The sequence below is a fragment of the Nonomuraea sp. CA-141351 genome, assembly GCF_050944675.1.
Lineage (GTDB): Bacteria > Actinomycetota > Actinomycetes > Streptosporangiales > Streptosporangiaceae > Nonomuraea.
Genome location: NZ_CP191982.1, coordinates 10,870,363 through 10,885,076 on the forward strand (window position 1 = coordinate 10,870,363; position 14,714 = coordinate 10,885,076).

General features: G+C 69.7%; 11 protein-coding genes. 8 read left to right on the forward strand and 3 right to left on the reverse strand.

Features of this window, described 5'->3' with window-relative positions:
• The first annotated feature begins 7 nt into the window (after positions 1-7).
• The gene (locus ACQPWU_RS51025) at positions 8-184 is read left to right on the forward strand and encodes a hypothetical protein (protein ID WP_433433843.1); all 177 of its coding nucleotides are present in this window, start codon (positions 8-10) and stop codon (positions 182-184) included.
• On the opposite strand, the gene ACQPWU_RS51030 is transcribed toward ACQPWU_RS51025, so the two are convergent.
• On the reverse strand, positions 181-891 hold the full coding sequence (locus ACQPWU_RS51030; RefSeq protein WP_433433845.1) for a DUF4328 domain-containing protein: 711 nt from the start codon (positions 889-891) through the stop codon (positions 181-183). The genes ACQPWU_RS51025 and ACQPWU_RS51030 overlap by 4 nt on opposite strands.
• 184 nt (positions 892-1,075) lie before the next feature.
• Here ACQPWU_RS51030 and glgB point away from each other — a divergent pair, with 184 nt between their 5' ends.
• The 4 genes from glgB to ACQPWU_RS51050 all read left to right on the forward strand — a co-directional run bounded on the left by glgB (position 1,076) and on the right by ACQPWU_RS51050 (position 8,201).
• Positions 1,076-3,238, forward strand: a complete 2,163-nt coding sequence (gene glgB / locus ACQPWU_RS51035; protein WP_433433847.1) for a 1,4-alpha-glucan branching protein GlgB — start codon at positions 1,076-1,078, stop codon at positions 3,236-3,238.
• A 98-nt stretch (positions 3,239-3,336) separates the two neighbouring features.
• Positions 3,337-5,205 (forward strand): S8 family peptidase, encoded by a 1,869-nt coding sequence (locus ACQPWU_RS51040; protein WP_433433849.1) that lies wholly within the window; start codon positions 3,337-3,339, stop codon positions 5,203-5,205.
• 130 nt (positions 5,206-5,335) lie between these two features.
• A complete protein-coding gene (locus tag ACQPWU_RS51045; protein WP_433433851.1) occupies positions 5,336-6,775 on the forward strand; it encodes a S8 family peptidase in 1,440 nt (479 codons plus the stop codon).
• A gap of 70 nt (positions 6,776-6,845) precedes the next feature.
• Positions 6,846-8,201, forward strand: a complete 1,356-nt coding sequence (locus ACQPWU_RS51050; RefSeq protein ID WP_433433853.1) for a S8 family peptidase — start codon at positions 6,846-6,848, stop codon at positions 8,199-8,201.
• A 48-nt stretch (positions 8,202-8,249) separates the two neighbouring features.
• Here ACQPWU_RS51050 and ACQPWU_RS51055 read toward each other — a convergent pair whose 3' ends face one another.
• Positions 8,250-9,140, reverse strand: a complete 891-nt coding sequence (locus tag ACQPWU_RS51055) for an NAD-dependent epimerase (RefSeq protein ID WP_433433855.1) — start codon at positions 9,138-9,140, stop codon at positions 8,250-8,252.
• A gap of 71 nt (positions 9,141-9,211) precedes the next feature.
• On the opposite strand from ACQPWU_RS51055, the gene ACQPWU_RS51060 reads away from it, so the two are divergent.
• Both ACQPWU_RS51060 and ACQPWU_RS51065 read left to right on the forward strand, forming a co-directional pair.
• Complete coding sequence (locus ACQPWU_RS51060) at positions 9,212-10,138, forward strand: GlxA family transcriptional regulator (protein WP_433433857.1); 927 nt, start codon at positions 9,212-9,214, stop codon at positions 10,136-10,138.
• Positions 10,139-10,230: 92 nt separating this feature from the next.
• Entirely contained in the window at positions 10,231-11,427 is a 1,197-nt protein-coding gene (locus ACQPWU_RS51065; protein WP_433433859.1) for an FAD-dependent monooxygenase, read from the forward strand.
• Between the two features lie 46 nt (positions 11,428-11,473).
• On the opposite strand, the gene ACQPWU_RS51070 is transcribed toward ACQPWU_RS51065, so the two are convergent.
• Entirely contained in the window at positions 11,474-12,841 is a 1,368-nt protein-coding gene (locus tag ACQPWU_RS51070; protein ID WP_433433861.1) for an AAA family ATPase, read from the reverse strand.
• Positions 12,842-13,015: 174 nt separating this feature from the next.
• Between ACQPWU_RS51070 and sppA the strand changes: the two genes are divergently transcribed.
• Positions 13,016-14,713, forward strand: coding sequence for a signal peptide peptidase SppA (gene sppA / locus ACQPWU_RS51075; protein ID WP_433433863.1), 1,698 nt, complete (start codon positions 13,016-13,018; stop codon positions 14,711-14,713).
• Position 14,714: the final 1 nt, after the last annotated feature.

Below are 14,714 nucleotides of genomic sequence, written 5' to 3' on the forward strand. Positions count from 1 at the left end.
CGCGCTCGTGGCCCGGCAGCGGGGCCGTCTCGACGAGGCCGAGTCGCTGCCGCGCAAGGGGCTGGACCGGGTCAGGGACGTGGCCGGTGATCCCGGGATCGCGCTGGGCCGGGAGGCGGCCGAAGCGGCCAAGTCCCGGGGCGCGACCCTGCCGCTGGACAACCACCTGGCCGAGTGCGGCTAGTACGCCGGATACGCCCCGGGAAAGCCGGGTGCAACGCCGGCCGCCGAGCGGCGCTCTTCTTGGACGTCGGTGATGCGCCGGATGACGAAGATCGCCAGCACGGCCGCCACGAGCATCAGCCCGATGCACACCACGTCGAACCGCGCCGCCGCGGCGATCTGATCCGGCTCCTCGGCGTTGAACAGCAGACGCGAGCCTGCGTTGGAGAGCAGACTGCCTGCCAGCCAGGCCGCCCACCAGGCGTTGAAGAGGCCCTTCGGCGGCGACGGAGTCGGATGCGTGGCATCCCAGATGTCGTCCACGATCTGCTTCGGGAACCAGAACGAGATGATCGGGATGACCCAGCCGAAGATCAGCCAGGGTTTGGCGCGCCTGTGCCCGTCAGGCGCGAGGATCTCGGCGTTCGCCCTGACCCCGAACAGCCAGACCAGGAATGCCACGATCGCGACGACGTACGTGACGGTCTCCACGATGCCGGACAGCCCGTAGATGGAGTCGCCCGCGGCGATCTCCGATTCCGGCACGGAGTCGGGGTCGACGATCAGGCGGTCGACGAGGTCCGCGTACCAGAGGTCGATGACCGCGGCGGCGACGCCGATGACCGAGTCGCAGACGAGCGCCACCACTGCGAAGATCGCGAGGCCGCGGACCGGGCGTAACGGCGGGGGCGGTGGCGCATACCCGTAAGCGGGGGGTGGCGGATACATGGCGGGGACCTTTCTGGAGGGATTCACCGGTTCGCGCTCGACCGACAGTGCGGCAGGCGGTGGGTGCATGGGCGGCGCGGCACCAGATTAAACCCACGATTTCGCACTTTCGGTGATTGTCTCGGTGAAAGCGGGCAGTGCCTGGGATGGACGGTCATCGTAGGGCAAGGTTGGGAGCATGCCGATGAGGACAGAGCTCGACCGCCTCGCGGGAGGGGCACACCACGACCCGCACTCCGTGCTGGGAGCGCACCCCGCGTCCGGCGGAGTGATCTTCCGTACCCTGCGCCCGCTGGCCGAGCGGGTGCGGGTGGTGCTGGAGGACGGTACGGCCCACGACATGAAACACCAGGCCCACGGGGTGTTCGAGGTCACGGTGCCGGGTCTCGACAAGGTGCCCGGCTACACGCTGAGCGTCAAGTACGCCGGCAGCGACGCGTACGAGGTCCGTGACCCGTACCGGCACTGGCCCACACTCGGCGAGGTGGATCTGCATCTCATCGGCGAGGGGCGGCACGAGCGGCTGTGGGAGGCGCTCGGCGCCCGCGTGATGAAGCACGAGGACGTCGAGGGCACGTCCTTCGCCGTCTGGGCGCCCAATGCGCGGGGCATCCGGGTCGTCGGCGACTTCAACCACTGGGACGGCACCGCCTACCCGATGCGGTCGCTGGGCCGCTCCGGGGTGTGGGAGCTGTTCATCCCCGGGATCGAGGCGGGCGAACGGTACAAGTTCCAGATCCTGGGCGCGGACGGCGTGTGGCGCGACAAGGCCGACCCGATGGCCAGGCGCACCGAGGTGCCGCCTATGACGGCGTCCGTGGTCGACAAGCCGGCCTACGCCTGGGGGGACGACGCCTGGCTCGCCGACCAGCGCGAGCGGCACCCCCAGGAAGGGCCGATGAGCGTCTACGAGGTGCACCTGGGGTCGTGGCGGCCCGGGCTGTCGTACGTGGAGCTGGCCGAGCAGCTCTCCTCGTACGTGGCCGACATGGGGTTCACGCACGTGGAGCTGCTGCCCGTGGCCGAGCACCCGTTCGGCGGGTCGTGGGGCTACCAGGTGACGTCCTACTACGCGCCGACGGCCAGGTTCGGCACGCCCGACGAGTTCCGCCACTTCGTGGACCTGATGCACCAGCGCGGCATCGGCGTGCTGCTGGACTGGGTGCCCGCGCACTTCCCGATGGACGACTGGGCGCTGGCGCGCTTCGACGGCACCCCGCTCTACGAGCACGCCGACCCGGCCAGGGGCGAGCACCCCGACTGGGGCACGTACGTGTTCGACTTCGGCCGCAGGGAGGTGCGCAACTTCCTGGTGGCCAACGCGCTCTACTGGCTGAAGGAGTTCCACATCGACGGGCTGCGGGTGGACGCGGTGGCCTCGATGCTCTACCTCGACTACTCGCGGCGCGAGGGCGAGTGGACGCCGAACGTCTACGGCGGCAGGGAGAACCTCGACGCGGTCGAGTTCCTCAAGGAGATGAACTCCGTCGCCTACCGCGAGGTGCCCGGCATCTCGACCGTCGCCGAGGAGTCGACGGCCTGGCCAGGGGTCTCGCGTCCGGTGCACCTGGGCGGGCTCGGGTTCGGGTTCAAGTGGAACATGGGCTGGATGCACGACACGCTCGAATACCTGCGCCACGAGCCGATCTTCCGCCAGTACCACCACCATCAGATGACGTTCTCGCTGCTGTACGCGTACTCCGAGAACTACATGCTGCCCCTGTCCCACGACGAGGTCGTGCACGGCAAGGGGTCGCTGCTCGGCAAGATGCCGGGCGACGAGTGGCAGCGATTCGCGCAGCTGCGCGCGTTGCTGGCGTTCATGTGGGCGCATCCGGGCAAGCAGCTGCTGTTCATGGGCGGTGAGTTCGGCCAGGGGTCCGAGTGGTCGGAGGAGCGCGGGCTGGACTGGTGGGTGCTGGAGTTCGACGGGCACCAGGGCGTGCAGCGGATGGTGCGCGACCTGAACAGGATCTACCGCGAGACCCCCGCGCTGTGGGAGCAGGACTCCAGGCCCGAGGGGTTCCGGTGGATCGACGCCGACGACGCCTCAGGTAACACGTTCTCGTTCCTCCGCTACGCGAACGACGGGTCAGCGGTGGCGTGCGTGGTCAACTTCAGCGGCTCGGCGCACGAGAACTACCGGCTCGGGCTCCCGTACGCGGGTCAATGGTCGGAGGTGGTCAATACCGACGCCTACGACTACTGGGGCAGCGGCGTGGGCAACCTGGGCGGGGTCGATGCCGACGGCGAGCCGTGGCATGGGCTGCCGCATTCGACCACCCTACGGGTGCCGCCGCTCGGCGCGGTGTGGCTCACACACGAAGGGGACACCCTGAACGTTTGAGGTGCGCGCGCTGAGAGTTCGGTGAGAAACCGGCCATAAGGTCTGTGCCTGTCCGGTAAATCACCATAAACTCCGAGATCATCCCCCTCGGAGGACGCGTGCGACTTCGCCCCCTGATCGTGAGCACGATCGCGCTGGCCCTGCTGCCGTTGTCTGGTCCGGCCTACGCTGAGGACCCGACTCCCACCCCCAGCGCTTCGCCAAGCGAAGCAAAGGTGGAGGAGGGGTTAGGCGTCGACGGCGGAGCCGTACGCGCCATCGTCGAACTGTCCGACCCCGGGCAGAACGCGCCCGTGGCGACCCAGGCGGCGGCCGAGAGCGTGGATGTCGTGCTCCAGCCGCAGAGCCAGTCGTTCATGGTCGTGGAGGGCACCGCGGATGAGCTGGCCAAGCTGGCCGAGGACCCGCGGGTCACGTCCATCCACCGGGACAGGACGTACTCGCCGGTGGACGTCGGCCCCAACCTCAAGCTGATCGGCGCCGACCAGGCGCACGCCAAGGGCTACACCGGGGCCGGGCAGGCGGTTGCCGTGCTGGACACCGGCATCGACCGGGACCACCCGTGGTTCGGGAACAGGGTCGTGGACGAGGCCTGCTTCTCCGCCGTGGAGACCGGCGTCGAGTCGCTCTGCCCGAACGGTCAGACGTCGCAGACGGGCTCGGGCTCGGCGGACGCCACGACGGCGAAGTGCCTGGCGGACGGCGTGAACCTGTGCGAGCACGGCAGCCACGTCGCGGGCATCGCGGCCGGCACCGGAGGGGTGGCGCCGGGCGCGAACATCGTGGCCGTGCAGGTGTTCAGCCGGGTCGACGACGAGGGCGTCTGCGGCGAGCCCTCGTGCCTGCTGGCGTTCGAGTCGTCGCTGCGGCAGGCCATGGACTACGTGGCGACCCTGAACCGGCCGATCGCCGCGGTGAACCTCAGCCTGGGCGGTGAGCTCTCCGAGACCGACTGCGACGCCACTGAGGAAGGCGTGATCTTCAAGCAGAAGATCGACACTCTGCTGGCCAAGGGCATCGCGACCGTGGTGGCCGCGGGGAACGAGTACTTCGAAGGAGCGTCGTACCCGGCCTGCATCTCCTCCGCGGTGGCCGTCGGGGCGAACGACAACAACGACGTCATCGCGGACTTCTCCAACCGCGGGGCGATCGTGGACCTGTTCGCGCCGGGCGTGGAGATCGAGTCGTCCATCCCGGACAACCAGACGGCCGTGTTCAGCGGCACCTCGATGGCGAGCCCGCACGTGGCCGGCGCGCTGGCGCTGATGAAGGCGAACTCGCCGGGCACGCCGATGACCGAGCTGATCAACACGCTGAAGACCACCGGCAGACCGTACGTGTACGAGGCCAACGGCGCGCAGGTCACCACGCCGCGCCTGGACCTGGCGGCGGCGCTGGCCGGGGCGTCGCCGCAGCCGACCATCACGCAGTCCTCACCGGCCGAGGACCCCGCTCCCGAGCCGGACCCGTCGGACAGCAGCGGCCCCAGCCCCGAGCCCGACGACCCGGGAGACCAGGCACCCGAGCCCACGCCCTCCACCTCGCCGGTCCCGCTGCCCACGGTCACCGTCACCGTGACGATCACGCCGACCCCGAAGACCGCCGCGCAGGTCTGCACACGGGGCACGTCCGCGACGAAGCTGTCGGCCGCGAAGTGGGCCGTGGAGATCCACCGCAGCAGCGGCACGATCCCGGACGCCACGCTCACCTGCTACCTGAAGCTGATCAGCAAGTCGAGCAAGGTGTTCCCCGAGGTGACGAAGGCCTCCTCGCTCGGCAAGGCGTACCGGGTGCTGAAGAACACCAAGACCAGCAAGGCCAAGCTGGACAGCGCGCTGCTCACGGCCTGGCTGAACTGGGCATACGGCACGAACGGCACCACGAAGCTGACCGCCGCCGAGAAGGTGCGGCTGAGCAGCAAGTCGTCCGCGGCGACACTGAGGAAGGCGGCGAAAAACGTTAAGTAGCGGGCCCTGAGCCCGCATGAGAGCAAAAACGCTTCCAACGTTTCTCTCGGTCACATGCGCCACTGACATCACGGTTGTCGCAGGTGGGCAAGTATGCGGCTGTACGCCAGCCGGGAGCCCGGAGGAACAAGTGAAGCTACGATCTCTGCCGGCCGGCGCCCTGGCGCTGGCCGCGGCATCTGCCCTGCTCTGCGCGGCCCCGACCCTCCTGGCCGACACCGGCGTGCCGGCGACCCGGCCGGGCGCCCCCGGCGGCACCGCGACCCCGGGGCCACGGCCCGGCTCCGCGGGCGGCAACGGGCCGATCATCAGCCCCGCGCTCGTCGCGGAGGTCCGGGCGAAGTCCAGGGTGCGCTCCATCATCCAGCTCAAGCCGGGAGAGAGCGTCGAAGCCGTCGCGAAGGACATCGAGCAGGCCTCCGGGAGCAGCCGGGTCCTGGAGGCCGCGTCGTCACCGCACTTCTTCGTCGCCGAGGTGGACAGCGCGACGCTCGCGAGGCTAGAGAAGGACGACCGGGTCCAGGCCGTCTACAAGGACGAGCTGAGCATGCCCGCCCTCGACACCAGCACCGCCGTCATCCACTCGGACCGGGCGAACCAGGCGGGCTGGACCGGCAAGGGCACGACGGTCGCCATTCTGGACACGGGGATCGACCGGGACCATCCATTCCTCACCGGCCGGATCGTGGACGAGGCGTGCTTCTCCTCCTCCGACGCACGCGACGGCACCGTCTCGCTCTGCCCGAACAACGAGCCCGCTCAGACCGGCCCCGGCGCGGCCGACGCCGAGACGGCCCAGTGCATCGTCGAGGGGGTGAATGCCTGCTCCCACGGCACGCACGTGGCCGGCATCGCCGCCGGCCGGATGACCACGGGCGCGCCCGCCAACGGCGTCGCCCCCGAGGCGGGCATCCTGCCGATCCAGGTCTTCAGCCGCGTGAACAACCCGGCGATCTGCGTCGTCGGCCGCACTCCCCCGCCGTGCTTCCTCAGCTACGTGTCCGACCAGAAGCTGGCGCTCGAGTACGTCGCGCGGGTGGTCAGGGCCCACAACGTCGCCGCGGTGAACATGAGCCTCGGTGGCGGTGGCCCGTTCAGCCAGGCGTGTGACGCGGACGGGACCGGCGCCGCGGTCAAGCCCGAGTTCGACACGCTGGTGAGCCTGGGCGTGGCGCCCGTGGTGGCGGCGGGCAACAACGGCTTCACGAACGGCGTCGCCGCCCCCGCCTGCGTCTCCAGCGCCGTCGCGGTGGGCGCCACCGACGACCACGACCACCTGGCCGGCTTCACCAACCGGGGGCCGCTGCTGGACCTGTTCGCGCCGGGCGTGGGCATCACGTCCTCGGTGCCCGACGACACGTACCGGGAGCAGAGCGGCACGTCGATGGCCGCGCCGCACGTGGCGGGCATGTTCGCGCTGATGAAGCAGGCGTACCCGGACTTCACGGTGGCGCAGAGCCTGGAGCGGCTGAAGGGGACGGGCGCGGCGATCCGGTACTCCGCCGCGGGCACCTCCGTGACCACGGCCAGGATCGACGCGGAGCAAGCGACCGCGGCCGCCCACGCGTGATGCTCTGACATCAGTTGTCCTCTTAACTACACTTCTGCAACAAACGCCCCCGATCCCCCCGGAGGAACAGTTGAGACTCTCGTCTCTGCTGGCCGGCGCCATCGCGTTAGCCGCCGCCTCGGCCGCGCTGGTCGCCACACCCGCCCTCGCCGACCCCGAATCCAAGATCGACCCCGCGATCACCGCCACTGGGGAGCACCGCGCCATCGTCCGCGTGCGGCAGCCGGCCCAGGTGCGGTCCGCGCAGGCCAGCGCGGAGGAGGTCAAGCGGGACAGGAGAAACGTCTACGCGGAGCCGCCTGCCGAGGTGGCCGGCAAGCTGGACTTCTTCGTCTACCGGGGCAGCCGCGCGGAGCTCGAGAAGATCGCCGAGCAGTCGGACGTCGTCTCCATCCGCAAGGACAGGCTCAACGAGCCCTCGCTGGTGGAGAGCATCCCGCTGATTGGTGCGGACCGGGCCCACCGGCAGGGCTTCACGGGCAAGGGCACGGCCGTCGCGATCCTGGACTCCGGCATCGACAACGACCACCCGGCCTTCGGCAACCGCATCGTCGCCCAGGCCTGCTTCTCGGCCACCGACCCGGACGACAACTCCACGCCGCTGTGCCCGAACGGCAGCCAGTTCCAGATCGGTGACGGCGCGGCCGACGCCGAGACGGCCGCGTGCATGACGGGCGCCCCGCAGCCGCAGTACGGCCTGTGCTACCACGGCACGCACGTCGCGGGCATCACGGCCGGCCAGGCCACCGCTGACTTCCCGGCCGACGGCGTGGCGCCCAAGGCCAGGATCGTCCCGGTGCAGGTGTTCAGCCGCTTCGACAACTCCCCGTACTGCGCCGGCCGCCCGGTCTGCATCCTGGCGTACGACTCGTCGGTCCTGACCGGCATGGCGTACGCGGACCTGGTGGCCGACCAGTACGACATCGCCTCCGTGAACCTGAGCCTGGGCGGCGGCCAGTACACCGAGGCCTGCGACGAGGGCGACGGGGCCGACTTCAAGGCCGAGGTCGACAAGCTCCTCGCCAAGGGCACCGCCACGGTGGTCGCGTCGGGCAACAACGGCTGGGACACGGCGGTGTCGTGGCCCGCGTGCGTCTCGAACACGGTCGCCGTGGGCGCCACGGACAAGCAGGACGCGGTGGCCGCGTTCTCGAACCGGGGGGCGCTGCTGGACGTCTTCGCGCCCGGGGTGACGATCAAGGCGGCGATCGCGGGGAACACGTACGCGACGCTGAGCGGCACCTCGATGGCCACCCCGCACGTGACGGGCGCCCTGGCCCTGCTCCGCCAGAAGCAGCGCCACGCGGGGGTGGACCAGCTGGTCGACCTGTTGAAGCGCACGGGCAAGCCGATCACGTACACGAGCGCGGGTGCGGAGGTCACGACGCCTCGCATCAACGTGTACGCGGCCTTGCACAGCCGCTAGGCCCAAACGGGGCAACGGGCAGTTGACCCGCCCGTTGCCCCTGGACCGCTAGATCACTTCCCGGAGCACGTCGTCGACCGAAGTGGCGCTCACGCCGAGGATCTTCTCGGTCTCGGAGAAGTCGATGACGAACGGGTGGCCGGGCTTGGTGATCACTTCGTGCATTTCCGCCCAGAACGGCTCGGTGAACGCGAGCAGGGTCAGGTCGCGTTCCGTCATCTTCTCCATCCGCGGCTCCGGCGCCCCCGCGAGCCCCGCGAGCCGCCCGGCCAGTTCGCGCACCGACAGGGTCGAGGTGGGTACGTGCCAGGCCCGGCCGTACGCCTGCTCGTTGCGGCTCGCGGCCACCAGCGTGCGTGCGGCGTCGCCGATCCCCGAGTAGCTGTGCGGCACGTCGAGCTCCTGCGGCACCAGGGCGAGCCTGCCTTCCAGCACGGGCCCCTGAACCATGAGGCTGAACACCGAGAAGGCGCCGGCGCCGTAGAACTGGCCGGCCCGCACCTCGGTGACCTTCACTCCCGAGGCGGCGGCCTCCTCCCATGCCCGCGCCCTGACTCGCCCCTTGCGCCCGGTCGCGGCCAGCGGGAAACCGGGCGTGATCGGCCCGTCCACCGGCCCGTAGGCGTACAGGTTGCCGAGCATCACGTAGGCGACGCCCGTCCGTTTCACCGCGGTGAGCAGCGACGTCGTCAGGATCGGGAACTGCTCGGGCCAGGCGTGGTACGGCGGCGCGGCGGTGGTGAACAGCGTGTCCGCGCCCTCAGCGAGCTCGGTGAGCCGATCGGCGTCGGTCGCGTCCGCGGCGACCTTCTCGACGAGCGGGTGGTCGGGCCCGCCGCCGGTGCGGCTGATCATCCGTACCCGCTCGCCGTCCTCGGCCAGCAGCAGAGCGGTCTTCGACGCGGTGGCCCCGCGGCCCACGATCACATGAAATTTCATGATTACAACGGTGCCGACCTGCGACCTCGTAGCATAGTGGCCGGATTGCCAACCATCCGGAGGATCTGGCCATGCACCGCGTCACCGCCGTCATCGTGCCCCCCGTGCTGAGCTTCGATGTCTCGATCCCGCTCATGGTGTTCAACAACAGCGCCCATTACGACGTGCGCGTCTGTACGGCACGGCCCGGCCCGGTGCCGACCGTTGGGGGCCCCGATGTGGTGGTGGCGGACAGCTTGGAGGCGATGCAGGGCGCCGACACGGTGATCGCCGTCGGCAGCGGCGGCGAGCAGGCTCCCGCGGAGGTCCTCGACGCCTTGAGGAAGGCCGCCGCCGGCGGGGCACGGATCGCCTCACTGTGTACGGGCGCGTTCGTGCTGGCCCAGGCCGGCCTGCTCGACGGGCGCCGCGCGACCACCCACTGGGGGCTGGCCGGCGACCTCGCCGCCCGCTTCCCGTCGATCGATGTCCGGCCCGACGTCCTGTTCGTCGAGGACGGCCCCATCTTCACCTCGGCGGGCGCCGCGGCCGCCATTGACCTGTGCCTGCATCTGATCAGGCTCGACTACGGGGCTGCGGTGGCCAACGCGGCCGCGCGGCTCGCAGTCGTCTCTCCCGTACGACCGGGCGGCCAGGCCCAGTTCATCGAGACCCCGCTGCCTCCCGAGCGCGGCACCTCGCTCGCCCCCACCCGGGCCTGGGCACTCGAGCGCCTCGACCGACCGCTCACCCTGGCCGACCTGGCCGGTCACGCCAAGGTGAGCGTGCGGACGCTGACCAGGCGCTTCCACGCGGAGACCGGCCTGAGCCCGCTCCAGTGGCTGCTGCACCGGCGCGTCGACCGGGCCAGGGAACTGCTGGAGACCACCGACCTGCCCATGGATCAGGTCGCCGCGAAGAGCGGTCTGGGCAGCGCGGACTCCCTTCGCAAGCACCTGGCCGGCCGCGTCGGGCTCACTCCCACGGCCTACCGTGCGAGCTTCACCCGGGTGGGGTGATCAGTTGTTCAGAGCCCCCGCCACCTGCCGATCTGGCCTGCGGTGAGCGCGTGGTGAGCGGGCGGTGAGCCCTCCGGAGGAGGCTCTGCTTCATGAAGAACATCAACGTCCTGATCTCCGGCGCCTCCGTCGCCGGCCCCACGCTCGCCTACTGGCTCCGCCGCCACGGCTTCAACCCCACGATCGTGGAGCGCGCCCCCGCACTCCGCGACGGCGGCTACGCCGTCGACTTCCGCGGCGAGGCGCACCTGTCGATCCTGCGCCGCATGGGCATCCTGCCCGACCTCGAGCGCGCCCGCACCGGCATGGGCTCCATGTCGTACGTCAACAGCGCGGGCAAGCCACAGTCCAAGATGCCCGCCGACCTCTTCGCCGGAGACATCGAGATCCTCCGGGGCGACCTGGGACGCATCCTGTACGACGCCACCAAGGACCACACCGAGTACATCTTCGGGGACTCCATCACCTCGCTCACCGAGGACGAGCACGGCGTGACCGTCACCTTCGAACGCACCCCGCCCCGCAGGTTCGACCTGGTGATCGGCGCCGACGGGCTGCACTCCAACACCCGCCGCCTGACGTTCGGGCCGGAGGAGCAGTTCGTCAAGCACCTCGGCCTCTACTGCGCGATCTTCACCACGCCCAACCACCTCGGGCTCGACCACACCGGGCACGCCTACCGCACCGCGAACAAGCTGGTCGCGTGGTACAGCTCCCGCCACAACACCGAGGCCAAGGCCGTCTTCTACTTCGCCTCGCCGGCGCTGGACCTCGACCGCCGCGACGTGGCCCGGCAGCAGGCCGTTCTCGCCGAGAGCTTCACCGGCAACGGCTGGCAGAGCGACCGGCTGCTGCACGAAATGCGGCACGCGCCCGACTTCTACTTCGATTCGGTCGGTCAGGTCCACATGGACGCCTGGTCGCGAGGCCGGGTCGCCCTGGTCGGCGACGCCGCCTACTGCCCCTCCTCCCTGTCGGGCATGGGCTCGGGGCTCGCCCTGATCGGCGCGTACGTCCTGGCCGGAGAGCTGGCCGCGGCGCACGGCGACCACCGCGTCGCGTTCGCCCGCTACGAGGAGGAGATGCGTGCGTACGCGACCGGCTGCCAGAAGATGGGCGACGGCGTCGCCAGCCTCATGGTCCCGGGAAGCCGCTTCATGGCCGGGCTGCTCAACCAGTACTACAAGCTCATGCCTTACCTGCCCGGGAAGAACATGGCCTCCAAGATCGCCCGCAAGACCGCCGAGAACATCACGCTACGCGACTACAGAGACCTCGCCAGGCGATAGCGGGTGTGGGCGGGGTAACGTGCCGCGCGTCGCACGCCGGCGGACGCTAGGGCGCGCTGCGCGCGTAAAGCTCTTCGAGACCGATGAGGCGGACGCCCCCGGGAATGTCCGCATGGAACCCGGCCCCGCTGTAGCAGGCGAGCACGGTATCCCTGGTGTCGTACCCCTTCACCGACAGCAGGTCCCGCGCTCGCCGCAGCCGCTCCACATGCGCAGGCGTGATCATCTTGTCCCACTTGACCTCCCCCAAGGACAGGATGCGCTGCGGACGCCCGTGCTCCTCCTGCGCGAGAACGACCACGTCGACCTGGATCTGCGTGCGATTATGCGGGTCAGCCACCGCACCCGCGGCCACCTTGCCGGGCAGTTCGCCGAACACCTCCTCTTCCGAGGACATCGCCCACTCCCTGCAGAGAGCTTCGAAGTGCGGTCCGACCACCTGAGACAGGAAAGTGGCACGGGAATTGCGCCAGGCGAGCTCGGGCTGGTGACGTTCCAACCGATCCCACTCGCGCCACATCACCGACTCGTAGAAAACGATCAGCGGTTCACAGATGCGGTAGAGGGACCTGCCCTTTCTGAACGCGTCATCTTCGCGGGCAATCAGCTGTGAATCCTCCAGGACGGAGAGCGGGTGCCCAATATCCGTAGATTTCCGGCCGATGTGACTCGCGATGCCACCGCGTGTGGCGTTTCCCGACGCGATGGCGTCCAGCACCGCGTGGTAAATGGCCGTGTCTCGAATGTCAGCCTCTTCCGCCAGCAGGTAGCGGGCCTCGCGGTACAGCGGGATCTCCGGATTGAGCACCGTACGCGTTACCCAGGCGTCGAAGTCCTCCATCGACTCGGGGGTGTCCCCGGCCACGAACTCCCGTCGATAGGCAGGCGTGCCCCCCACGATGGAGTGGACCAGCACCGCCAGGCGCGGATCCTCGATGCCCCAGAATTTGGCGGATGCCCGGTAGTTCAGAGGTTTGACCACGAGCTCGAGACTTGCCCGGCCGCGCAGGGGCGCGTTGCCCGCCAGGAGGCGGCCCATCACCCCCAGCGCCGAGCCGCACAACAGCAGTCGCGCTTTCCCCTGCCTCGCGTATCCCCTGGGATCAAGGGCGTGCTGGATCAGCGAGGGCAGCGAGGGCGAGTGCTTGCTCAGGTAGGGAAACTCGTCGATCACGATGAGTCCCTCAGGGACGACGGTGAAAAGCCGCTCCAACGCCTCGTCCCAATCAGCGAAAGTGAATCGCCCGCCCGTGCCTCCGGTCTGCGCCGCCAGGGCCCGGCCGAAACGGGCCAGCGCCTGGCTCTCCGTCTCATCCGTGGCGGCGAAGAAGAACCCGCCGAGCTCCCTGATCAAGGCGTCGAGCAGGTAGGTCTTGCCCTGCCGTCGTCTGCCGCTCACGATGCCGAGCCGCACGTCCGGACTGGGCGACGTGGCGAACCGAACCAGGCCGGCCCATTCGCGATCACGGTCGAAGACATGGGGAGGCTTGGCTACTGAGCGCATACCTAGAACTGTACAGCTAAGGTGTATACCTCTAAGCTTCATATCCCCAAGCACATCCGAATTGTGTCGCTTAGGGTGGCTTTTATGGACGCAGGCAAGGCGATCTTCGAAACCGTCGACAAGCTTCGCCAGCGGCGCACGGCCCCGCTGGTGCTGGAGCTCGATCTCACAGAGGGCCTCACCGAGGGCCCCCCGACGGACCCGCTCGCCGCGGTGCTGTCCATGCGCAAGACGCGCCTGTCCGATGTCCTGTCCGGGCTCAAGCGGGCCAGGCAGGACTCCAGGGTCAAGGCGCTGGTGGTCAGGATCGGGAGCAACCCGCTGGGCCTGGCCATGGTGCAGGAGCTGCGCCAGGCTGTGATCCACTTCAGGGCCGCGGGCAAGCTGACCGTCGCGTTCGCCGAGACGTTCGGGGAGTTCGGCGGCGGCACGGTGCCGTACTACCTGGCCAGCGCGTTCGAACGCGTCTACCTGCAGCCGAGCGGCGACGTCGGGCTGACCGGGGTGGCGCTGGAGCAGCGCTTCGTCAAGGGCGCGCTGACCAAGCTGGGAGTGGGGTACGAGGCCGGCCAGCGGCACGAGTACAAGACCGCCGTCAACACCTTCACCCAGGACCACATGACCGAACCCCACCGCGAGTCCATGAGCCGCATCGTGGAGTCGGTCACCGAGAGCCTCATCACGGGCATCGCCGACGGGCGCAGGCTCGACCCGGGCAAGGTCCGCGAGTTGATCGACCGCGGCCCGTTCACCGCCGCCGAGGCGGAGGAGGCCGGGCTGGTCGACCGGCTGGCGTACAGGGACGAGGTGTACGAAGAGGTCAAGCAGGCGGCGGGTGACGAGGCACACCTCCTGTACGTGTCCCGCTACGCCAGGAGCGCGGCCGTGAAGAAGCTGCCGCACCCGATGTCGGACGGGATCGCGCTCATCCACGGCAGCGGCATGATCAGGACCGGTCGCAGCGGGCGCAGCCCGCTCGGCGGCGGCGGGGCGATGGGCTCCGACACGATCAGCGCCGCCTTCCGCGCGGCCAGGCGGGACGAGCACGTCAAGGCCGTCGTGTTCCGGGTGGACAGCCCCGGCGGCTCGTACGTGGCCTCCGACACGGTGTGGCGCGAGGTGATCCTGACCCGCAAGGTCAAGCCGGTGATCGTCTCCATGGGCGACCTGGCGGCGTCCGGCGGCTACTTCATCGCGATGGCCGCCGACGTGATCGTGGCCCAGCCCGGCACGCTGACGGGCTCGATCGGCGTGTACGGCGGCAAGCCGGTCGTTGCCGAAATGCTCGAAAAAATCGGGATAAATTCGGAAATGGTCGCCGCGGGGACCAACGCCGGCATGTTCTCCACCTCCCGCGGCTTCTCCCCCGATCAGTGGGAACGCGTGAACGCCTGGCTCGACCGGATCTACGACGACTTCGTGGGCAAGGTGGCCGCGAGCCGCGACCTCACCAAGGAGCGCGCTCACGAGCTGGCCCGCGGCCGCGTGTGGACCGGCGCCGACGCGCACGCCAGCGGGCTCGTGGACGAGCTGGGTGGCCTGGAGGACGCGCTGGCCCTGGCCAGGAAGCGTGCCGGCCTCGCCGACGACGTCCCCGTCCGCACCTACCCCCGGCTCAACCCTCTCGAGCGGCTGCGCGGGCCCGAGTCCAGCGAGGACAAGTCCGCCGCCCTGGCCCGGATCCGCCTCGACGCGTGGGGACCGCTCGCCCGCCTCTCCGCCGAACTCGGCCTCCCGGCAGCGGGGCCCCTTCTCCTGCCCGACTGGTACATGATCCGCTGAG

Excerpts from the sequence above, each read along its gene's own strand:
- ACQPWU_RS51030 (WP_433433845.1), bottom strand. The coding sequence starts at position 891 with ATGTATCCGCCACCCCCCGCTTACGGGTATGCGCCACCGCCCCCGCCG.
- glgB (WP_433433847.1), top strand. The coding sequence starts at position 1,076 with ATGAGGACAGAGCTCGACCGCCTCGCGGGAGGGGCACACCACGACCCG.
- ACQPWU_RS51055 (WP_433433855.1), bottom strand. The coding sequence starts at position 9,140 with ATGAAATTTCATGTGATCGTGGGCCGCGGGGCCACCGCGTCGAAGACC.
- ACQPWU_RS51060 (WP_433433857.1), top strand. The coding sequence starts at position 9,212 with ATGCACCGCGTCACCGCCGTCATCGTGCCCCCCGTGCTGAGCTTCGAT.
- ACQPWU_RS51065 (WP_433433859.1), top strand. The coding sequence starts at position 10,231 with ATGAAGAACATCAACGTCCTGATCTCCGGCGCCTCCGTCGCCGGCCCC.
- sppA (WP_433433863.1), top strand. The coding sequence starts at position 13,016 with ATGGACGCAGGCAAGGCGATCTTCGAAACCGTCGACAAGCTTCGCCAG.